Source organism: Stenotrophomonas sp. 28608_Sma, from assembly GCF_056486185.1.
The window spans coordinates 3,649,746-3,671,082 of the sequence record NZ_CM151308.1; the positions used below are offsets into that span (position 1 = coordinate 3,649,746).

General features: G+C 65.6%; 16 protein-coding genes. 11 read left to right on the forward strand and 5 right to left on the reverse strand.

What is annotated here, in order from left to right:
* Positions 1-57: 57 nt before the first annotated feature.
* Entirely contained in the window at positions 58-2,121 is a 2,064-nt protein-coding gene (locus ACZLHH_RS17320; protein WP_180844927.1) for a 3-hydroxyacyl-CoA dehydrogenase NAD-binding domain-containing protein, read from the forward strand.
* Positions 2,122-2,303: 182 nt separating this feature from the next.
* Here ACZLHH_RS17320 and ACZLHH_RS17325 read toward each other — a convergent pair.
* Positions 2,304-3,655, reverse strand: a protein-coding gene (locus tag ACZLHH_RS17325) for an IS3-like element ISStma2 family transposase (protein ID WP_440977490.1) whose coding sequence is annotated in 2 segments (ribosomal slippage) — positions 2,304-3,208 and positions 3,208-3,655 — 1,353 coding nt in all. Because the reading frame shifts where the segments join, the coding sequence is not laid out codon by codon here.
* Positions 3,656-4,228: 573 nt separating this feature from the next.
* On the opposite strand from ACZLHH_RS17325, the gene ACZLHH_RS17330 reads away from it, so the two are divergent.
* The 3 genes from ACZLHH_RS17330 (at position 4,229) to ACZLHH_RS17340 (ending at position 6,590) form a co-directional block, all read left to right on the forward strand.
* The gene (locus ACZLHH_RS17330; protein ID WP_032129853.1) at positions 4,229-5,092 is read left to right on the forward strand and encodes a pirin family protein; all 864 of its coding nucleotides are present in this window, start codon (positions 4,229-4,231) and stop codon (positions 5,090-5,092) included.
* 120 nt (positions 5,093-5,212) lie between these two features.
* Entirely contained in the window at positions 5,213-5,932 is a 720-nt protein-coding gene (gene aqpZ / locus ACZLHH_RS17335; RefSeq protein ID WP_032129854.1) for an aquaporin Z, read from the forward strand.
* Positions 5,933-6,128: 196 nt separating this feature from the next.
* On the forward strand, positions 6,129-6,590 hold the full coding sequence (locus tag ACZLHH_RS17340; RefSeq protein WP_071229554.1) for a hypothetical protein: 462 nt from the start codon (positions 6,129-6,131) through the stop codon (positions 6,588-6,590).
* A 128-nt stretch (positions 6,591-6,718) separates the two neighbouring features.
* Here ACZLHH_RS17340 and ACZLHH_RS17345 read toward each other — a convergent pair whose 3' ends face one another.
* Positions 6,719-7,570, reverse strand: coding sequence for a pirin family protein (locus ACZLHH_RS17345; protein WP_032129856.1), 852 nt, complete (start codon positions 7,568-7,570; stop codon positions 6,719-6,721).
* Between the two features lie 215 nt (positions 7,571-7,785).
* On the opposite strand from ACZLHH_RS17345, the gene ACZLHH_RS17350 reads away from it, so the two are divergent.
* Entirely contained in the window at positions 7,786-9,867 is a 2,082-nt protein-coding gene (locus ACZLHH_RS17350) for a carbon starvation CstA family protein (protein WP_032129857.1), read from the forward strand.
* A complete protein-coding gene (locus ACZLHH_RS17355; RefSeq protein WP_005410613.1) occupies positions 9,867-10,091 on the forward strand; it encodes a YbdD/YjiX family protein in 225 nt (74 codons plus the stop codon). The genes ACZLHH_RS17350 and ACZLHH_RS17355 overlap by 1 nt, the downstream gene beginning before the upstream one ends.
* A gap of 204 nt (positions 10,092-10,295) precedes the next feature.
* Here ACZLHH_RS17355 and ACZLHH_RS17360 read toward each other — a convergent pair whose 3' ends face one another.
* The gene (locus ACZLHH_RS17360) at positions 10,296-11,546 is read right to left on the reverse strand and encodes a DUF819 family protein (RefSeq protein WP_049421249.1); all 1,251 of its coding nucleotides are present in this window, start codon (positions 11,544-11,546) and stop codon (positions 10,296-10,298) included.
* Positions 11,547-11,679: 133 nt separating this feature from the next.
* Here ACZLHH_RS17360 and ACZLHH_RS17365 point away from each other — a divergent pair, with 133 nt between their 5' ends.
* Complete coding sequence (locus ACZLHH_RS17365) at positions 11,680-12,069, forward strand: VOC family protein (RefSeq protein WP_032129859.1); 390 nt, start codon at positions 11,680-11,682, stop codon at positions 12,067-12,069.
* 266 nt (positions 12,070-12,335) lie between these two features.
* On the opposite strand, the gene ACZLHH_RS17370 is transcribed toward ACZLHH_RS17365, so the two are convergent.
* Together ACZLHH_RS17370 and ACZLHH_RS17375 are read right to left on the reverse strand one after the other, a co-directional pair.
* Positions 12,336-13,622, reverse strand: coding sequence for a sensor histidine kinase (locus ACZLHH_RS17370; RefSeq protein WP_180845416.1), 1,287 nt, complete (start codon positions 13,620-13,622; stop codon positions 12,336-12,338).
* Positions 13,609-14,322: a response regulator transcription factor gene (locus tag ACZLHH_RS17375; RefSeq protein ID WP_049421248.1), complete on the reverse strand. Its 714-nt coding sequence runs from the start codon at positions 14,320-14,322 to the stop codon at positions 13,609-13,611. The genes ACZLHH_RS17370 and ACZLHH_RS17375 overlap by 14 nt, the downstream gene beginning before the upstream one ends.
* 130 nt (positions 14,323-14,452) lie before the next feature.
* Here ACZLHH_RS17375 and ACZLHH_RS17380 point away from each other — a divergent pair, with 130 nt between their 5' ends.
* The 4 genes from ACZLHH_RS17380 to ACZLHH_RS17395 all read left to right on the forward strand — a co-directional run bounded on the left by ACZLHH_RS17380 (position 14,453) and on the right by ACZLHH_RS17395 (position 21,249).
* Positions 14,453-16,156, forward strand: a complete 1,704-nt coding sequence (locus ACZLHH_RS17380; protein ID WP_107431480.1) for an ArnT family glycosyltransferase — start codon at positions 14,453-14,455, stop codon at positions 16,154-16,156.
* 111 nt (positions 16,157-16,267) lie between these two features.
* Positions 16,268-17,035 (forward strand): phosphatase PAP2 family protein, encoded by a 768-nt coding sequence (locus tag ACZLHH_RS17385; protein ID WP_180845415.1) that lies wholly within the window; start codon positions 16,268-16,270, stop codon positions 17,033-17,035.
* On the forward strand, positions 17,032-18,681 hold the full coding sequence (locus ACZLHH_RS17390) for a phosphoethanolamine transferase (RefSeq protein ID WP_180845414.1): 1,650 nt from the start codon (positions 17,032-17,034) through the stop codon (positions 18,679-18,681). Before ACZLHH_RS17385 ends, ACZLHH_RS17390 begins: the two co-directional genes overlap by 4 nt.
* Before the next feature lie 603 nt (positions 18,682-19,284).
* Entirely contained in the window at positions 19,285-21,249 is a 1,965-nt protein-coding gene (locus tag ACZLHH_RS17395) for a M2 family metallopeptidase (protein WP_180844206.1), read from the forward strand.
* Positions 21,250-21,337: the final 88 nt, after the last annotated feature.

The following is a 21,337-nucleotide window of genomic DNA, read 5'->3' on the forward strand; positions in this document are numbered from 1 at the left end:
GGGGAAACAACCTCTGGATCATAGCCGCTTCTCCATACACAACCGGATGGAACGTCCATGCTCTCAGGCTTCGATGGTCTCCGCTTCAGCCACTGGCACCCCGAGATCCGCGACGACGGCGTGGTGGTTCTCTCCCTGGATCGTCAGGACAGCAGCGTCAACGCCATGTCGCAGGACGTGCTGCTGGAACTGGGCGACCTGCTCGAGCGCATTGCACTGGACCCGCCCAAGGGCGTGGTGATCCAGTCGCTGAAGAAGGCCGGCTTCATTGCCGGTGCCGACCTGAAGGAGTTCCAGGAGTTCGACCGCCGCGGCACCGTGAACGATGCCATCCGCCGTGGCCAGGCCACCTACCAGAAGCTGGCTGAACTGCCCTGCCCGACCGTGGCAGCCATCCACGGCCACTGCCTGGGCGGCGGTACCGAGCTGGCGCTGGCCTGCCGCTACCGCGTGGCCTCCAATGACAGCAGCACCCGCATCGGCCTGCCGGAGACCCAGCTGGGCATCTTCCCGGGCTGGGGTGGCAGCGCGCGCCTGCCGCAGCTGGTCGGCGCACCGGCGGCGATGGACATGATGCTGACCGGCCGCACCCTGTCGGCCTCGGCCGCGCGCGGCATCGGCCTGGTCGACAAGGTGGTGGCACCGGCAGTGGTGCTCGACACCGCCGTCGCGCTGGCGCTGTCCGGCACCACCCGCCCGTTCAAGCAGCGCGCGACGGCCTGGGCCACCAACACCTGGCTGACACGCACCCTGCTGGCACCGCAGATGGTCAAGCAGGTCGCACGCAAGGCCAAGAAGGACCAGTACCCGGCGCCCTACGCGCTGATCAGCACCTGGCAGCGCAGCGGCGGCAAGCCGATCCAGGCACGCCTGGATGCCGAGCGGCGTGCCGTGGTGAAGCTGGCCAGCACGCCGACCGCGCGTAACCTGATCCGCATCTTCTTCCTGACCGAGCGCCTGAAGGGCCTCGGCGGTGGTGATTCCGGCATCCGCCACGTGCACGTGGTCGGCGCCGGCGTGATGGGCGGCGACATCGCCGCGTGGGCCGCCTACAAGGGCTTCGAGGTGACCCTGCAGGACCGCGAGCAGCGCTTCATCGACCCGGCCATGGAGCGCGCGCAGGCGCTGTTCGCCAAGAAGGTACGCGACGAGAGCAAGCGTCCCGCGGTGGCCGCGCGCCTGCGTGCCGACCTGGAAGGCAGCGGCGTGGCCGAGGCCGACCTGGTGATCGAGGCGATCATCGAGAACCCGGAAGCCAAGCGCGCGCTGTACCAGACGCTGGAACCGAAGATGAAGCTGGATGCGCTGCTGACCACCAACACCTCGTCGATTCCGCTGGTGGAGCTGCGCGACCACATCCAGCGCCCGGCACAGTTCGCTGGCCTGCACTACTTCAACCCGGTCGCGCAGATGCCGCTGGTGGAAATCATCCATCACGACGGCATGGCGCCTGAGACCGAACGTCGCTTGGCCGCGTTCTGCAAGGCACTGGGCAAGTTCCCGGTGCCGGTGGCCGGCAGCCCGGGCTTCCTGGTCAACCGCGTGCTGTTCCCGTACATGCTGGAAGCCGCCACTGCCTACGCCGAAGGCATCCCGGGCCCGGTGATCGACAGGGCGGCGGTGAAGTTCGGCATGCCGATGGGCCCGATCGAACTGATCGATACCGTGGGCCTGGACGTAGCCGCCGGTGTCGGCCGCGAACTGGCACCGTTCCTGGGCCTGCAGATTCCGGCCGCGCTGCAGACGGTGGAACCGGACAAGCGTGGCAAGAAGGATGGCCAGGGCATCTACACCTGGGAAAACGGCAAGCCAAAGAAGCCGGACGTGGCCAGCGATTACCAGGCCCCGGCCGATCTGGAGGACCGCCTGATTCTGCCGCTGTTGAACGAAGCGGTGGCCTGCCTGCACGAAGGCGTGGTGGCCGATGCGGACCTGCTGGATGCGGGCGTGATCTTCGGCACCGGCTTCGCACCGTTCCGCGGTGGTCCGATCCAGCACATCCGCGCAGTGGGTGCCGACGCGATCGTCGAGCGGTTGAAGGCACTGCAGCAGCGCCATGGTGACCGTTTCGCACCGCGCCCGGGCTGGGACAACCCCGCCCTGCGCGAACCGGTGGTGTGAGTTGATCGGCCGGGCCTGCGGCCCGGCACCCGCAGAGGCAACCGCCGAAGCAAAAGCCAGAGCCAGAGCCAGAGCCGGAGCAACAGCCGGCTCTGGCTTTTCTGTTTGTTGGGCGAGGCGGTGTCGGGTTGCGGGGACGCCGTAAACCCGTCCTTGAAGTGACCCCCGAGACTTGGACGGGGTCAGGCGGCCGATTGGGCCTGCTCCCGGTACTTTATCGGGCTCAGACCTTTCAGTTTCAGTTTGATGCGTTCTTCGTTGTAGTACTGGATGTATTCCACCAGCCCAGCCTCCAGACTCTCGAGGCTGTCAAAGCTGTTCAGGTAGAAGAACTCCGACTTCAGCGTTCCAAAGAAGCTCTCCATCGCCGCGTTGTCCAGGCAGTTGCCGCGCCGGGACATGCTTTGCTTCAACGAGTGCTTTTCCAGCATGTGCCGGTAGTTTTCATGCTGGTACTGCCAGCCCTGGTCGGAGTGGATCATCGGGCGCTCATCCGGGGAGAGCTTCTTGATGGCCTCCTCCAGCATTTGGCCCACCAGATCAAATACGGGCCGACGCTTGATCTGATAAGCCACGATTTCGCCGTTGTAGAGGTCCATGATCGGCGACAGGTACAGCTTCATACCCTGCACCTTGAACTCGGTCACGTCAGTCACCCACTTCTGGTTGGGCCGCTCGGCATGGAACTGGCGATTGAGGTCATTGCCAACCACAACATTGGCCGCCCCCTTGAAGGCCTGGTAGCGCTTCACACGCACCCGCGATTTCAGTCCCATCTCCCCCATCAGGCGCTGAACCCGCTTGTGATTGGTCCGATGGCCCTGATTGGCTAATTCCAGCGTCACCGTGCGATAGCCATAGCGCCCTTGGCTTTGATCGTAGATTGCACGGATGCGCTCGCACAGGGCTGCCTCATCCTGATCCGGATGGGCCAGGACATGGTTCTGGTAATAGAACGTACTGCGTGACAGCTCAGCTGCTTCGAGCAGAAGCGACAGCGTATGAACCTGCCTCAATCCTTGGACGGCTTGCGCTTTGCGTCCTGCGCCGCCTGCTCTTCCCGGATCAAGGCATCGAGTTTTTTTAGGTAGTCGGTCTCCGCACGCAGATAGGCGACTTCCTTGAGCAGCTCATCGCGGCTCATATCCTCAGGTGGCTTGGACGAACGGGTCTTTTTCATCGGCTTTCGGGGCGGCGGCGGAGGGGGTGCCAACGCTTGGGCACCGCCTTGAGCATACAGGCGCCGCCATCGTCCCACCGCGCCGGCATCGCCAATTTGAAAGTAGGTGGTGGCCTCCCGCCCGGACAGGCCGTCCTGGCTCATTTTCTCCAGGACAGCCAGTTTGAACGGGAGGTCATAGGACCGGGCCTGGCGATGAAATCCCCGCCTCCCATGCAGCCGATAGGTCGCCACCCAGCGCCTGAGCGTGGAGAACTCCAGGCCGTGGCGACGGGCAATGGCTTTGACCGATGTGGAGGTCTTGCAGGCCTCTTTGGCGACCTGCAGTTTGAAACGCGCGTCGTATTTGTTCATGTATCCCTCGGGGTTGGATCTAGAGTCCAACTCCCGGGGGTCACTTCACCTTGGGGGCTTGGCCGCGGCATCCATGCCGCGGACACCCCGCAACCCGACACCGCCCCACCCCTGACAGTTTCCCGGTGACGGTCGGTGAACCGCGAATCTGGTTGATGGCTACTGCGAACTGGTGGGTGGCTACCTTGGTTGCCACCAGGAGCGAAGCGACCGGCGTTTGATTTTGACTTTGATTTTCTTTTTTCTTCTCCGTGGCTGGACGCACACGGAAACTGTCAGAGGCCGGGCGGGTGGGTGGCGCAGGGGCGTGAGCCGCATGGATGCGGCGATCGAGCTTACATGGACGTACTTGCAGCGTCCCCTGCGCCACCCACCCGCCCGGCCAAGCGCAGCTTTTGATCTTGCTTCTGCCTTCAGCGACCAACCCACAGCCACGAGGGGCTGCGCCGTTGGCTGGAACCCCAGTCGAGCAAGCTCCACTCTACGGAACAACCTGTTACCCATACGGGGCATGTCCCCGTCACAGCCGCATGCGATGCTGATCACCTGATCCCTGCCAGCGAGAACGCCCGCATGACCACCATCATCGCCCCGCGCGTGCACGACATCGGCGGACTCGAAGTCCGTCGCGCCGTCCCCACCCTGCAGGCGCGCAGCATCGGCTCGTTCGTGTTCGTCGATCAGATGGGCCCGGCACTCATGCACCCCGGCACCGCCATCGACGTGCGCCCGCATCCGCATATCGGCCTGGCCACCGTCACCTATCTGTGGTCGGGCGCGATCGGCCACCGCGACACGCTGGGTTCGGATCAGGTGATCCGCCCCGGTGACGTCAACTGGATGACCGCCGGCCGCGGCATCGCCCATTCCGAGCGCACGCCGCAGCCGGACCGCGACCATGACAACCCGATCCACGGCATGCAGACCTGGGTGGCGCTGCCGAAATCGCATGAGGAAATCGAGCCGGCGTTCTACCACCATGCCGCCGCCACCCTGCCCGAGCAGCGCCGCAATGGCGCATGGCTGCGCGTCATTGCCGGCCGCGCCTACGGCGAAGAATCGCCGGTGAAGGTGTTCGCCGATACGCTCAACGTGGCGATCGACCTCGACCCGGATGCGGAAATCGATATCGACAACGGCCACCGCGAGCGCGCGCTGTACATCCTCGAAGGCGACGCGCAGCTGGATGGCGTGGACATCCCTGCCCAGCACCTGGTGATCCCCGAGGCTGGTGCGCGTGGCCGCCTGCGCGCGAAGACGCCGGTGAAGGCGATGTTGTTCGGTGGCGAGCCGCTGGATGGCCCGCGTCACCTGTGGTGGAACTTCGTGTCCAGCTCGAAGGAACGTATCGAACAGGCCAAGCACGACTGGGAGGCCGGCCGCTTCGGCACCATTCCGGGCGACGACAAGGAATTCATCCCGCTGCCGCAGTACTGACATCGCGTGTTGCACACATCCGAAGGTGTATCCCTGCACCCCGCGTTGACACTACAGTCACCCGCTGATCGCTGAAATGTGACATAAATCACACTTTCGACCGTCAAAGGAGTGCAACACATGAGCATGGGTAAACGCTTGTCCGCCGAGTTCCTCGGCACGTTCTGGCTGGTTCTGGGTGGCTGTGGCAGTGCCGTGCTGGCCGCCAAGTTCGGCGGTGACGGCAATCCGCTGGGTATCGGTTTCCTCGGCGTTGCGCTGGCCTTTGGCCTGACCGTGGTGACCGGCGCCTATGCGTTCGGCCATATCTCCGGCGCGCACTTCAATCCGGCGGTCAGTGTCGGCCTGTGGGCCGGCGGTCGTTTCCCGACCAAGGACCTGATCCCGTACATCATCGCCCAGGTCGCCGGCGGCCTGCTGGCCGGCTTCATCCTGCTGCAGATCGCATCGGGCGCCAGCGGCTTCGCCATTGATGGCAGCCAGGCCGGTGCATTCGCCAGCAACGGCTACGGCGCGCTGTCCCCCGGCGGCTACAGCGTGGCCGCGGCCTTCCTGTGCGAAGTCGTGCTGACCGCCGTGTTCCTGATCGTGATCATGGGCGCCACCCACGGCAAGGCACCGGCCGGGTTCGCCCCGCTGGCGATCGGCCTGTCGCTGACCCTGATCCACCTGATCAGCATCCCGGTCACCAACACCTCGGTGAACCCGGCCCGTTCCACGGCGGTGGCCTTCTTCGCCGGCAGCGGCGCGGTCAGCCAGCTGTGGCTGTTCTGGGTCGCCCCGCTGCTGGGCGGCGCGATCGGCGGCATCATCTACAAGTGGATCGGCAACGACCGCTGAGGCCTGTGCGGACCATTGCGGCCGACCACCGGCCGCAATGGTTACGCGTGTAACCGCGATTTGTGCGATCGCTCACGTTCCGTTAAGGTTAAGTTGACCGTCCGTGCACATGCCGGCCGGGGCGGCATCCGGGGATGGGATGCCAAGGCTGCCGGTCCATCCGGCGGAGCCAACGACACACCACCTTGGGGGATGCATGAAGTTCGCGCCTGTAGTGTTGTCGAGCCTGCTGTTCGCGGTGGCCCAGGCCGCCGCTGCACAGGCTCCCACCGAATGTCCTTCATTGCCGGCCAGCAGCGGCCTGCAGTGGCAACAGCAGGCACAGGCCGATTTCCTGGTCTGCCGCGCCAGCACCGGCGATGGCCGCGAGGTACTGAGCCTGATGCTCAGTGCGCGCGATCCCAACCTTCCATTGAACCGCTCGCTGCGCCAGGAAAAGGGCAGCTTCGGCGGTGAATCGCTGTACTGGTACCAGCCCGATCTGGGTGGCCAGCAGCCGCCCGGCTATGCCGAGCGTCGCATCAGTGTGGTCAAGCTCGACAAAGGGCGTTACGCGCAGATTTCGCTGTATCCGGACAGCGCGCAGGAACTGGGCTCGCTGCAGCAGCTGGCGCAGGGCATGAGCCTGACCCCGTCGGCCGTGGCCGCGGGGCGCTGAAGGTGACGGGGATGACTGCCTGGCAGCATCCCCGCAATGCGAGCCGATCCGACGGTAGTGCCGGCCGCTGGCCGGCACCCCGATCCGCCTTTGTCCGAGGCTGCTGCCGGCCAGCGGCCGGCACTCTCTCAGAACTTGCCTTCCTGGAAATCGACGAAGGCCTGCATCAGTTCCTGCCGCGTGTTCATCACGAACGGCCCGTGGCGCATCACCGGTTCGCGCAGCGGACGGCCGGCCACCAGGATCAACCGCGCACCTTCGCTGCCGGCCGAGAGGTGCAACTGCTCGCCACCGCCCAGCACCGCCAGTTCCTGGCGTGCAACGTCGCGCGCGGCGTCCTGCTCACCCACGGTCATCGCACCTTCGAACACGTAGGCGAACGCGTTGTGCCCCTCCGGCAGCGCATAGGTCCAGGCCCGGTCGGGCGCCAGCGTGATGTCGAGGTAGAGCGGATCGGTGGCCGGCTGCACGATCGGGCCATCGGTGCCGTCCACGCTGCCGGCAATCACCTTCACCTCCACGCCCGGCTCCGGGTGCACCACGGGAATGCGCTCGGGTGCGAATTCCTGGTACTTCGGCTCGGTCATCTTCTCCTTCGCCGGCAGGTTCACCCACAGCTGGAACCCGCGCATCTGCCCGCTTTCCTGCTCGGGCATCTCCGAATGCACCAGGCCACGGCCAGCGGTCATCCACTGCACGCTGCCCGGGGTCAGCAGGCCTTCGTTGCCGTGGTTGTCGCGATGCCGCATGCGTCCGTCGAGCATGTAGGTGACGGTCTCGAAACCACGGTGCGGGTGTTCCGGGAAGCCGGCGATGTAGTCTTCGGCACGGTCGGTACCGAACTCATCAAGCAGCAGGAACGGATCCAGGTCGGGCAGCGTCGGGCCGCCGATGACCCGGGTCAGGCGCACGCCGGCACCGTCGGAGGTGGGCATGCCACGGATGGTGCGCAGTACGCGGACCGGTTCGGGAAAGCTCATGGCGACTCCTGTTGGATGGGTGCCACTGAAGATGGACGCCACACGGCCGTAGGCCAATGGATGGCTCCGCAACCGATTGTTCCATCCCTGATGTTCGCTGCACGTCAGCGCAGCCGCCGTACGACCAAAGTACTACCGCCGATTCGTCCTGTGCCGATTGACCCTGTCGTGGGCAAGCAGGACTCTTTGTCTGTCTTTCCGGGAGAGAGCACCTCATGAAAGGGTTTTCCAAACTGGGCTGGGCGGTACTCGCTCTGCTCGGCGCGTTCTGTCTGGGCACCGTGGCGCTGCGCCGCGGCGAACACATCAATGCCCTGTGGATCGTCGTCGCGGCGGTGTCGCTGTACCTCGTCGCCTATCGCTTCTACAGCCTGTTCATCGCCAACAAGGTGATGCAGCTGGATCCGACCCGGGCCACCCCGGCGGTGATCAACAACGATGGCCTGGACTACGTGCCGACCAACAAGCACGTGCTGTTCGGCCACCACTTCGCCGCCATTGCCGGCGCCGGCCCGCTGGTCGGCCCGGTCCTGGCCGCGCAGATGGGCTACCTGCCCGGCCTGCTGTGGCTGGTGGTGGGCGTGGTACTGGCCGGCGCGGTGCAGGACTTCATGGTGCTGTTCCTGTCCAGCCGCCGCAATGGCCGCTCGCTGGGTGACCTGGTCCGCGAGGAGATGGGCCAGGTGCCCGGCACCATTGCCCTGTTCGGTGCGTTCCTGATCATGATCATCATCCTGGCAGTGCTGGCGATGGTGGTGGTCAAGGCGCTGGCCGAAAGCCCGTGGGGCATGTTCACGGTGATCGCGACGATGCCCATCGCGATCCTGATGGGCGTGTACATGCGCTACATCCGCCCCGGCAAGATCGGCGAGATCTCGGTGGTTGGCCTGATCCTGCTGCTGGCCGCGATCTGGTACGGCGGCAAGGTCGCCGCCGACCCGGTCTGGGGCCCGGCGTTCACCTTCACCGGCACCCAGATCACCTGGATGCTGATCGGCTACGGCTTCGTCGCCTCGGTGCTGCCGGTGTGGCTGCTGCTGGCACCACGCGATTACCTGTCGACCTTCCTCAAGATCGGCACCATCATCGCGCTGGCCATCGGCATCCTGGTGGTGATGCCGGAACTGAAGATGCCGGCACTGACCCAGTTCGCCGCCAGCGGCGACGGCCCGGTGTGGAAGGGCGGCATGTTCCCGTTCCTGTTCATCACCATCGCCTGTGGCGCGGTCTCCGGTTTCCATGCACTGATTTCCTCCGGCACCACGCCGAAGCTGCTCGCCAATGAAGCGCACATGCGTTACATCGGCTACGGCGGCATGCTGATGGAATCGTTCGTGGCGGTGATGGCGCTGGTGGCGGCCTCGATCATCGATCCGGGCATCTACTTCGCGATGAACAGCCCGGCGGCGGTGATCGGTGCCGATGCGGCCTCGGCCGCGCACTACATCACCAACACCTGGGGCTTCACCATCACCCCCGAGCAGCTGACCGCGACCGCGGCGGCCATTGGTGAACCCACCATCCTGCATCGTGCAGGTGGCGCGCCAACACTTGCGGTAGGCATCGCGCAGATCCTGCACGAAGCGATTCCCAGTGGCAGCGACGCGATGATGGCGTTCTGGTACCACTTCGCGATCCTGTTCGAAGCGCTGTTCATCCTCACCGCGGTGGACGCCGGTACCCGTGCGGGCCGCTTCATGCTGCAGGACCTGCTGGGCAACTTCGTGCCGGCCCTGAAGAAGACCGAATCGTGGACCGCCAACATCATCGGTACCGCCGGCTGCGTGGCGCTGTGGGGCTACCTGCTCTACACCGGCGTGGTCGATCCGTTCGGCGGCATCCAGACGCTGTGGCCGCTGTTCGGCATCTCGAACCAGATGCTGGCCGGCATCGCATTGATGCTGGGCACGGTGGTGCTGTTCAAGATGAAGCGTGACCGCTATGCATGGGTCACCGCGGTTCCGGCCATATGGCTGCTGATCTGCACCACCTACGCCGGCTTCATCAAGATCTTCGACAGCAATCCGGCACAGGGCTTCCTGGCACAGGCACACAAGTTCCAGGCCGCGCTCGCCAGCGATACCATCACTGCACCGGCCAAGTCGGTGGCGCAGATGAAGCAGATCGTGGTCAACGCCTACGTCAACACCGGCCTGACCGCGCTGTTCCTGCTGGTGGTGGGCGCGGTGCTGGTGTATTCGATCAAGACCATCCTGGCGGCCCGCCGCAACCCGCAGCGCACTGACCGCGAGACCCCGTACGTGGCGCTGAAGCCGCACGAAATGGTGGATCTGTGATGAGTACCCAACTGGTTCCCGCCGGCCAGTACCAGGCGCACCGCCGCATCTGGCGGCGCCTGGTGCAGACCGCACGACTGTGCTGTGGCATTCCTGATTACGACAACTACGTCCGGCATATGCTGGAGAAGCATCCGGACCAGGAGCCGATGGACTACAAGACGTTCTTCCGCGAACGCCAGGAAGCGCGCTACGGCGGACGCAACGGGGGACGCTGCTGTTGAGGGTCCGGTTCAACAGCTCTCGCGTGACGTTGAGTAGATCCACGCCATGCGTCGATGAAACCTGGTAGATATCGAGTTGAATCCGGGGTCAGATCCGTTTCCTCCGGGAAACAGATCTGACCCCTTCCTTGTTCATGGAGACCCATGAAATGCATCCACGCGTGGCGTGGATCTACGGAAGCATGACGCCAGGGCGGTCCGAACTCAGCCGGTGGCCATCCACTTCAGGATCAGGCCGGTGACGTAGGCCAGGCCCGTGCCGGTGGCATACCCCACCGTACCCAGCAGCACGCCCACCGGCGCCAGCGTCGGATGGAACGCCGCCGCCACCACAGGGGCCGAAGCGGCTGCGCCGATGTTGCCCTGCGAACCAATGGCGAAGAAGAACAGCGGCGCGCGCAGCAGCTTGGCCACCACCCACAGCACCAGCACGTGCGTGGCCATCCAGATCGCGCCGAGCAGGAACAGCCACGGCCGATCCAGCAGCGACAGCAGGTTCATCTGCATGCCGATGCAGGCGATCAGGAAGTACAGGAACACCGTGCCCAGCCGCGACGCACCGGCCGCTTCCAGCCGGCGGGCACGGGTGAAGCTCAGGCCCAGGCCCATCGCCGTGGACAGCAGGATCACCCAGACGAACTGGCTGTCCAGGCTGAACTGGCTGGCCCAGCTGACATTGGCCTTGAACCAGCCCGCCAGCGGCGCGGCGATGGCATGGGCCAGGCCGACGCCGCCCAGTGCCACGCCAACGATCACCATCAGGTCGGTCATGCTGGGAATGCGCGCGTTCTGCGCCTCGTAGGCACTGATGCGCGCCTTCATCTCGTCGATGGCACGGGTGTCGGCACCATTGCGGGTGTCGATCTGCTGTGCGCGGTTGGCCAGGAACAGCAGGATCGCCATCCACAGGCTGGCACAGGCCACGTCAACCACCGCGAACTGGCCGAAGGTGGTGGCATCGGTGCCGAACACCTCGCGCATGGCGACCATGTTGGCGCCGCCACCGATCCAGCTGCCGGCCAGCGCCGCCATGCCGGCCCAGGTATCACCGGCCACGGTTTCCGGATGGATCAGCTTCATCAGCTGGAACGAAACGATGGCGCCGAGCATGATGCCGGCGGTACCGGCACAGAACACGATCAGAAGTTTCGGGCCGAGCTTGATGACGCCTTTCAGGTCGATCGACAGGGTCAGCAGGACCAGCGCGGCCGGCAGCAGCACGTCACGCGCGACCGGGTTGTACAGCGAGGTGTTGTGGCCATCGATGACACCGGCGGTGTTGTAGACGGCGGGGATGAAATAGCACAGCAGCAGGGCCGGCACCCAGGCGAAGATCTTCTTCAGCAGCGGGGTTGGACCACTGGCGGCCCAGAAGATCAGGGCCAGGGTGGCGGCAATCAGGCCCAGTCCAACGATATCGTTGCTGATCAGGGCAGTAGCGGGTTCGGTCGGCATGGGATCCTCTGTCGATCGAAAGAGCGGAGAAAAAAAAGCGCCGCATAAGGCGGCGCAGATCGAGATTAACATTGTCTTCACGCCCGGTCATGCTGCAGTGCCGACACCCCCCATCCCGTCAGGGAGCCCACCCATGCAGCTTGGTGCCTTTTCGGTCAGCCTCTCGGTGAAGGATCTCGCGGCCTCCCGTGCCTTCTACGAAGCCCTGGGCTTCTCGGTCACCGGCGGCGATCCGGCACAGAACTGGCTGGTGATGCGCAGCAACGGCACGGTGATCGGGCTGTTCCAGGGCATGTTCGAGGGCAACCTGCTGACCTTCAACCCCGGCTGGGACCAGCACAAGCAGGAACTGCCCCACTTCCAGGATGTGCGTGAGCTGCAGGCAGAGCTGGACGCCAGGGGCATCGAACTGGCGGTCCGCACCGATCCTGATGGCCAGGGTACGGGCTATCTGCAGTTGGCCGATCCCGACGGCAACGTGATCCTGATCGACCAGCACGTGGCGCGACCGAACGGGCGTTGAAGCGGACAGCCATTGCCTGGGTGGGCGTCGACCTTGATCGACGAACGGCATGCCAACCAAGGTTGGCATCTACCAGAGCACGCCCAGCCACCGCCGGGGCATGCCAACCAAGGTTGGCATCTACCAGGACACGGACAGCCACCGCCGAGGCATGCCAACCAGGGCTGGCACCTACCAGAACACGGACAGCCACCGCCTGGGTAGGCGTCGACCTTGGTCGACGAACGGCATGCCAACCAAGGTTGGCATTTACACGAACGGCCGGATCAGCACGGTCGCGAGGCACTGAAATCGAGCGTGACACGCGTGCCACGCGGCTCGCAGGGCTGCAGCTGCAGGGTCCATCCGAGGTGCTCGCACAGCCGCGCGATCAGATCCAGTCCGATGCCGCCGCCACGATCGGCGCGTTCGCCACGGGCCATCCGCGCATGGATCGCCGCGATCTCTTCCGGGCTCATTCCATGTCCCGGGTCCTGCAGGGTCAGCACCGCCGATGAACTCAGGCGCAATTCGATGTGGCCACGGCCACTGTTCTCGATGGCGTTGCGCAGCAGGTTGCCGATCGCTGCCTGCACCACCGCCAGCGGCGCGACGATGTCCACCGGTGCGGCCTGGATGCCGATGCTCAGGTCCTTGTCGCCCAGCAGGTGGCGATGGTCGTCGACGATCTCCGGCAGCAGCTGGTCCAGCGCGATGCGCTCGGCACGCGCCGCCAGTCGCGCCGGATCACGCGCCAGCACCAGCAGCAGTTCGATCAGCTGCTCCACGCTCTGTGCGGTGCGCAGTACCCGTTGCATCTGCTGGCGCGCACGCTCGGGCAGGCCCGGTTGCTCCAGCGCCAGTTCGGCGGCACCGGTCATCACCGCAATCGGCGTGCGCAATTCGTGGCTGGCGGTGCTGATGAAGACCCGCTCGCGTTCGACGAACTGCTCGTTGCGGTCCAGGTAATCGTTCAACGCATTGGCAATGGTGTGCAGCTCTGAGCTGCCGCGCGGGTCGACCTCGATGCGCTGCCCCTGCACGCCCGGCCTGAGCGCGGCGATGTGTTGTGCCAGCAGGCTCAGCGGACGCACCATCCGCTCCATGCCGAACGAAGCCATCAGCACGGTAACGAAGATCATGATCACCCCGGCCAGCATCACCCAGCGCGTGGCGAACTGTTCCAGGTCATGGAAGTCGGAGATGTCCAGTACCAGCGCGACCCGTCCCATCGACTGGGTTTCACGCACCATCACCGCCGTCTCGCGGCCCTTGACCATTACGCCGTCGTGCAGCCCTGGATGCAGGGTACGCAGGCTATCGGGAAGGTTGACCGCGTCGAAGCGGTACAGGCTCAGCGTGTCCGAATCCTGCCAGCGATAGTGCGGTTCGTGCTCGACATGCTCGATGATGCTGTCGAGCTCGGAGTTGAGCAGCGCGCGCCAGGCAGCATGCTCGGCGTGCTCGTGCACGTAGTTGCCGACGCTGAACACCGCGATCGACAGCAGCGCCAGATAGCCCAGCAACCACCACACCACGCGCCTGTACAACGGCCCCGGCTTACGCGCCCTCATCAGCATTCCTGCCGGCGTCGGCCCCCTCCACTACCGCCAACCGGTAACCCACGCGCGGCAGGGTGTGGATCAGCTTCTCGGCGAACGGACCGTCAACGCTGCGACGCAACTCGTAGACATGCGAACGCAGCAGGTCGCCATCCGGCGGCTCGTCACCCCACAGGGCGAACTCCAGCTGCTGTCGCGTCACCGCACCCGGGCTGGCCCGCATCAGCACTTCCAGCAGTTTGCGGCAGGCCGGGTACAGGTGCAGCACCAGGCCCTCACGCTGGGCCTCCAGCGTCGCCAGGTCCAGCACCAGATCGCCCACCTGCAGGCGCTTGCGCGGGTTGCGGCCCTGCGCACGCAGCAGCAGCGCTTCCAGCCGCACCTCCAGCTCGGGCAGGGCAAACGGCTTGGTCAGGTAGTCGTCGGCACCGGCGCGGAAACCGGCGATCTTGTCCGGCAGTTCATCGCGCGCGGTCAGCATGATCACCGGCACCTCCGACGCGTGCTCGGCACGCAGCCGGCGCAGCACTTCCGGTCCCTCCATGCGCGGCAGCATCCAGTCCAGGATCACCGCATCGTAGGGGTGGCTGCCGGCCAGGTGCAGGCCGGTGATGCCATCCGGGGCCACGTCCAGCACATGCCCGCGCGACTCGAAATAGTCGAACAGGTTGGCCACCAGCTGGCGGTTGTCCTCGATCACCAACAGACGCATGCACGAAACATCCACGGAAGTTCGTACCATGGTAGCGCCGCCCATGTCGGAATGCGGTCGTCCCGCCCCCTTCTGACGCTTTTCCCACCCCTGCCACCTCAGAATGGCCGTTTTGCTCCCGGAGCCTGCCGTGCCCGTAGCCCTGCCCCGCCGTTGGCGACTGCCCCTGTTGTGGCTGCTGATCATTGCTGCATTGGCAGCGGGCATCGGCCTTCGGCAGCCGCAGCCACCGGACGAGCCGCGCTTCGTGCTGGCCGCACGGACCATGGTCGAGAGCGGGCAATGGCTGCTGCCGCATCGTGGCAGCGAGCTGTATGCCGAGAAACCACCGGTGTTCATGTGGCTGCAGGCGGCCGCCTACGAGGTGGTCGGCAGCTGGCAATGGTCGTTCCTGCTGCCGTCATTGCTGGGCGCCCTGCTGAGTCTGTGGCTGGTGTCGGATCTGGCACGGCGGCTGTGGTCGCCGCGGCATTCCATCTATGCCCTCGCGGCGCTGTTCTGCACCCTGCAGTTCGGGCTGATGGCCAAGCGTGCGCAGATCGACATGGTGCTGGTGGGGATGACCACCGTCGCCCTGTGGGGCTTGATGCGGCACCTGTGCGAACGTCGCAACCTGCCCGCGCTGTGGCTGGCCGGTTTCGCCGCCGGCCTCGGCACGGTGACCAAGGGCGTGGGTTTCCTGCCGCTGCTGCTGGTGCTGCCCTGGTTCGGCTGGTGGCTGTACCAGCGCCGTCGCGGGCACCGTGTGGAGGGTCCGCACCCGGCAACGCTGCTGTGGTTGATCCCGGCGTTCCTGCTGGGCGTGGGCGTGTGGCTGGCGCCGCTGGGCTGGGCCCTGCTGCATACGCCCAGCGCCGAACTGCAGGCCTACGCGCACGAGCTGTTGTTCAAGCAGACCGGCACCCGCTACGCCAATGCCTGGCACCACCGGCAGCCGGCCTGGTACTACCTGCAGGTGATCCTGACCCTGTGGCTGCCGGGCAGCCTGCTGCTGCCGATGCTGTTCAAGCCCTGGTGGCGCCGCATCCGTCGTGGCGATCGCCGCCAGTGGCTGCTGCTGGGCTGGGCCGTACTGGTACTGGTGTTCTTCAGTGCCAGCCCGGGCAAGCGCGAGGTGTACCTGCTGCCGATGCTGCCGGCGATGGCACTGGCCGTGGCGCCGCTGCTGCCCGGCCTGCTGCGCCGCGTGTGCGTGCGCCGCTACCTGTTCGGCTACAGCGTGGTGCTGATGCTGGCCACCGGCGTACTCGGCGTGATGCTGATGACCGAGCACCCATGGGCGTTGGCGCAACTGCAACGCCGCGCCATGCCCGAGACGTTGCTGCCGGTGCTGGGCGATGGCCTGCTGACCTTCGCCATTGCCCTGGCCACGCTGATCGTGTGGCTGCGGGTACGCCGTGCCGCGACGCTGGTACTGCTGACCCACGGCATGCTGTGGATGCTCTACGGCCTGGTGCTGATGCCTGCCCTGGACCCCTTCGCTTCGGCGTCGGCACTCATGCGCCGGGTGGGCGCGCGGATCGGACCCGACGCCGAACTGGCGCTGGTGGCCTGGCGCGAGCAGAACCTGTTGCAGGCCGACCGGCCGGTGCGCGAGTTCGGCTTCAAGCGGCCCTGGGCCGAGCAGTGGCACGACGCCGGCCCGTGGCTGGCCGAGGCACCGGACAAGCGCTGGCTGCTGGTGCTGGACGATGCGATGAGCCCGTGCGTGGACCCGAGCAAGGTGATCGATATCGGTATTGCCAACAGGAATCGCTGGCAACTGCTTCCCGGTACCGCGTGGGACGCGGAATGCCACGCCGAACGGGCCGGCGCGACCGCTGAAGAAGACTGAACGCTGACACGTGCCGGGCAAGCATTAACCCGGCACGAACGAGCGTCCGACCCTTCTCCGACATCCAGGTGACGAGCATGGCCGCGGATTCCCGACCCGCCCTTTCCCAGCATGCCCGTCCGTCCCCTTGATTCGGTAGCGCCGCTTGCGACATCGCCACTGGCGTCTCGATTTGCCGTAACTCACCTCTGGCTGCCTGTCGCAATCGGTCTGCCTTTGTTTACGCTGCTGATGGGTTTCGGCGGCGACCAATGGGTGGCCGATCACCTGTTCCGCCTTGAGGGTGGCCATTGGGCGCTGCAGGACGCCTGGGTCACTCGCACGGTGGTGCACAAGGCCGGCAAGTGGCTGAGCACGGCTGCTGCGCTCGTGGCGATCCTGCTGTGCTTCCACCACTGGCGTAAGGGTCGCGATCGCACCCTGCGGTGGGCGCTGCTTTATGTCGTGATTGCCATGGCCCTGGGCACCGGTGTGATCTCCCTGCTGAAGTCGCTGGTGCCCATGGAATGCCCCTGGGACCTGCTGCGCTACGGCGGCCACCAGCCGTTCATCGGGCTTTTCACGGCGCGCCCCGCAGGCATGGCCGCGCAGGCCTGCTTCCCGGCCGGCCACGCCAGCGCAGGTTATGCATGGTTGTCCCTGTACTTTTTCGCCTTGCTGTGGCGCCCTTCATGGCGCTGGGCCGGGTTGTGGATCGGCCTTGGCACCGGCCTGGTATTCGGCGTCAGCCAGCAGCTGCGGGGCGCGCATTTCCTTTCGCATGACGTTGCTACTGCGTTGATCTGCTGGCTGCTTTCGCTGGGCCTGTATCTGATCGTCAAACGCGTCCTGACCCGCCGTCAGCTGGCCCGTCCCCACCGCCAGGAGGCAAACGCATGAGTGCATCGGTCCAACGCCCCGCCCGCCTTCCCGCGTTGGCGAACCTTCGCCGCTGGCGGCCGCAGCTGTCCACCGAAGCACTGATCGCACTGACCAGCCTGTTCTTCGCAGTGGCCGGCAACGGCCTGTTCTGGCACAGCGCGATGGCCAGCCATCCGGGCAGCCTGCGCTACGCGCTGTCGCTGCTGCTGTTGCTGCTCGGTGCGCACGGCGTGCTGCTGGGCATCCTGGTCTGGCGCTGGAACGCCAAGGTGGTGATCAGCCTGTTGCTGCTGGTGACCGCATTCGCTGCGCATTACATGAGCCGCTACCACATCTACCTGGATGCGGACATGCTGCGCAACGTGCTGGCGACCGATCCCAAGGAAAGCCGCGAGCTGATGACCATATCGCTGGTGTGGCCGGTGCTGTTGCTGGCAGTGCTGCCGATGGCGGTGCTGTGGCGCGTGCAGCTGCGCCGCCGCAGCTGGGGCCGCAGCCTGCTCTGGCGCGTCGGCTTCCTGGTGGTGGCGGCAGTGACGGCGGTGGGCGGCGCATTGATCTCGTTCCAGGATGTCTCGGCACTGATGCGCAACCAGCGCGAAGTGCGTTACCTCGCCACCCCGGCCAATGTGCTGCTGGGCATGCCGCGTGCACTGCGTGGCGACAACCCGGTGCAGCGCGCACCGAAGCTGCCGATCGGCACCGATGCCAAAGCCACCCCGCGCGCGCCGGCCAGCAAGCCGCGCCTGCTGGTGATCGTCATGGGCGAGACCGTGCGCGCGCAGAACTGGGGGCTCAACGGTGGCCGCAACACCACCCCGGAACTGGCGCAGGCCAGCGTGATCAATTTCCCGGACATGCACTCGTGCGGCACCAGCACCGAGGTTTCACTGCCGTGCCTGTTCTCTCCATGGGGCAGGCACGACTACGACGAGAAGAAGATCCGCGCGCACCAGTCGTTGCTGCACGTATTGAACCGTGCCGGTATTACGCCGCTGTGGCGTGACAACCAGTCCGGCTGCAAGGGCGTGTGCGAAGGCCTGGACTTCCAGTCATTGTCCGATGCGACCACCCCGGGCCTGTGCGCTGACGGCCGCTGCATGGACGAAATCCTGCTGCAGGACCTGGCCACCCAGGTACGTGCAAAGCCGGGCGACCGGGTGGTGGTGCTGCATCAGCTGGGCAACCACGGCCCGGCCTACTTCGAGCGCTACCCGCCCGCGTTCCGCCGCTTCACCCCCACCTGCGATACCCGCGACATCGGCCGCTGCTCGCGCGAAGAGATCACCAACAGTTACGACAACGCCGTGCTGTACACCGATCACTTCCTGACCAAGACCATCGGCACGCTGCAGGGCATGCAGGACTACGACACGGCGATGATCTACCTGTCCGACCACGGCGAGTCGCTGGGCGAGAAGGGCCTGTTCCTGCATGGCGTGCCCTACGCCATCGCGCCGGCCGAGCAGACCCGGGTACCGATGACGATGTGGTTCTCGCAGGGCTTCGCCAGCAGCCGCGGGCTGGACCTGCAGTGCGTGCGCAAGCGTTCGGCGGCCTACACCGACCATGACAACCTGTTCCCGTCGGTGCTGGGCCTGATGCAGGTGAAGACCTCGCTGTATGAGCGCAACCGCGACGTGTTCGCCAGCTGCGAAGGTTGAGGGTTGTTCGGCAGGGCTTGCAGCCCTGCACCTGCAGAGGCAACTGCAACCGCAACGGCCGAAGCAACAGCAACAGCATGCATTCCGTGGGATGGCGGGGTGGGTCCGGTGGCGGGAGACGCCGTAAACCCATCCATGGGGGCTTGGCCGCGGCATCCATGCCGCGGACACTCCCGCCACCGGACCCACCCCGCCTTCGACAGTTTTCCGCAATCGGTTGGAACGACCTTGGGGTCGGATCCGTTTTCCTCCGGAAAACGGATCCGACCCCATTTTGATTGTCGATATCTGACAGAGGTGTCGACCAAGGTCGACACCTACCGACAGCGCACGGAATCTGTCAGAGGTGGGGCGGTGTCGGAGTGCGGGGTGTCAGCCGCATGGATGCGGCTGCCAAGCCTACAAGGACGTACTTGCGGCGTCCCCGCACTCCGACACCGCCCCACCAAACCACGGATGGTCCGCTGTTGCTGTTGCTTCGGCCTTTGCCGTTGCCTGAAGGCCTCTGCGGGCGCCGGGCGCCGCCCGGCCGACTTCCGCCACTTGCGGTGGCGGCGACGGCCAACTAGCCTTCGGCCGTCGTTCACCACCCAAGGACCTCCCGTGAAACACCGTCATCTCCTGCTGGCCTCGGCAATCGCCGCCGCCACGCTGGCCCTGGCCGCCTGCAAGAAGGAAGCTGCCCCAGGCACCGATACCGCCAGCAGCAGCGCCCCGGCCGGCGAAACCGCCGACCAGTTCGTGGCCCGCATCAATGCCGAGTTCAAGGCCGCCTACCCGGAGATGACCTCGGCGCAGTGGCTGTCCTCCACCTACATCAACAGTGATTCGGAACGCATCGCGGCCAAGGCCAACGAGCGCTCGCTGACCCAGCTCAACAGCTGGATCGAACAGGCCGCCAAGTTCGACGGCAAGCCGATGAGCGAGGACAGCAAGCGCGCGATCCACCTGCTGAAGCTGATGTCCTCGATGCCGGCACCGCGTGACCCGGCCAAACTGGCCGAGCTGACCCAGATCGCCACCCGCATGGAAGGCAGCTACGGTGCCGGCAAGTACTGCACCAATGCCAACGATCCCAACTCCTGCCGCCAGCTGGGCGAGCTGGAGCAGGTGCTGGCACGCAGCCGCGACTACGACAAGCAGCTCGACGCCTGGCAGGGCTGGCACAGCACCACCAAGAGCATGCGCGGCGACTACCAGAAGTTCGTCGGCCTGGTGAATGAAGGTGCCAAGGGCATGGGTTTCACCGATGCCGGCCAGATGTGGCGCAGCGGCTACGACATGCCGCCGGAGCAGATCGGCCCGGAAACCGATCGCCTGTGGGAACAGGTCAAGCCGATGTACGAGCAGCTGCACTGCTACGCACGCGGCAAGTTGGACAAGACCTACGGCAAGGACAAGGCGGAAGTGGGCAATGGCCTGATCGCCGCACACCTGCTGGGCAACATGTGGCAGCAGGACTGGTCGAACCTGTGGGACCAGCTGGAGCCGTATCCGGGTGCCGGCAGCCTGGACATCACTGCAGCGCTTGAAAAGCAGTACCAGACCAACCTGAGCGCGGCGTTGGCCAAGGCCGGCAAGGATGCCAACGTAGCGGCGCAGTACAAGGCACAGCGCGAGGCCGAACTGCGTACCGCCAGGCAGATGACCGAGCGCGCCCAGGACTTCTACGTGTCGCTGGGCATGCCGTCGCTGCCGCAGTCGTATTGGGAAAAGACCCAGTTCATCAAGCCCGATGACCGCGACGTGGTCTGCCACGCCAGTGCCTGGGACATGAACATGGAAGGCGATGTGCGCACCAAGATGTGCATCAAGCCGAACGAAGAAAACTTCACCACCATCTACCACGAGCTGGGCCACATCTATTACGACCTGGCCTACAACCCGCTGCCGCCGCTGTTCCAGGGCGGTGCCAACGATGGCTTCCATGAAGCGATCGGCGACACCATCGTGCTGGCGATGACGCCCAAGTACCTCAGCTCGATCGGCCTGGTTGATGCGCCGACCGAAAGCCGCGAAGCGGTCATCAACAACCAGATGCGCATGGCGCTGTCGGGCGTGTCGTTCCTGCCGTTCGGGCTGATGATCGACCGCTGGCGCTGGGGCGTGTTCGATGGCTCGATCACCGCCGACAACTACAACAAGGCGTGGTGGGACCTGAAGGCCAAGTACCAGGGCGTGGCGCCGGCCAGCACCCGTGGCGAAGAGTTCTTCGATCCGGGCGCGAAGTACCACGTGCCGGGCAACACCCCGTACACCCGCTACTTCCTGGCGCGCATCCTGCAGTTCCAGTTCTACAAGGGCCTGTGCGACGCGTCCGGCTACAAGGGCCCGCTGCATGAGTGCACCTTCTACGGCAACAAGGAAGCCGGCCAGAAGTACTGGGCGATGCTGAGCAAGGGTGCCAGCCAGCCGTGGCAGGCCACGCTGAAGGAGCTGACCGGCACCGACAAGCTCGATGCCGGCCCGATGATCGAGTACTTCACCCCGGTCAACGAGTGGCTGAAGCAGCAGAACGAAGGCCAGATGTGTGGCTGGCAGGCCAACGCGGCCCCGGCGGCGAAATGAGAAAAGGGGCGGGTCCGCAAGGATCCGCCCCTTTCCGGTAGTGCCGGCCGCTGGCCGGCAACTGCACGGTGGACATCTGTCTGGCAGC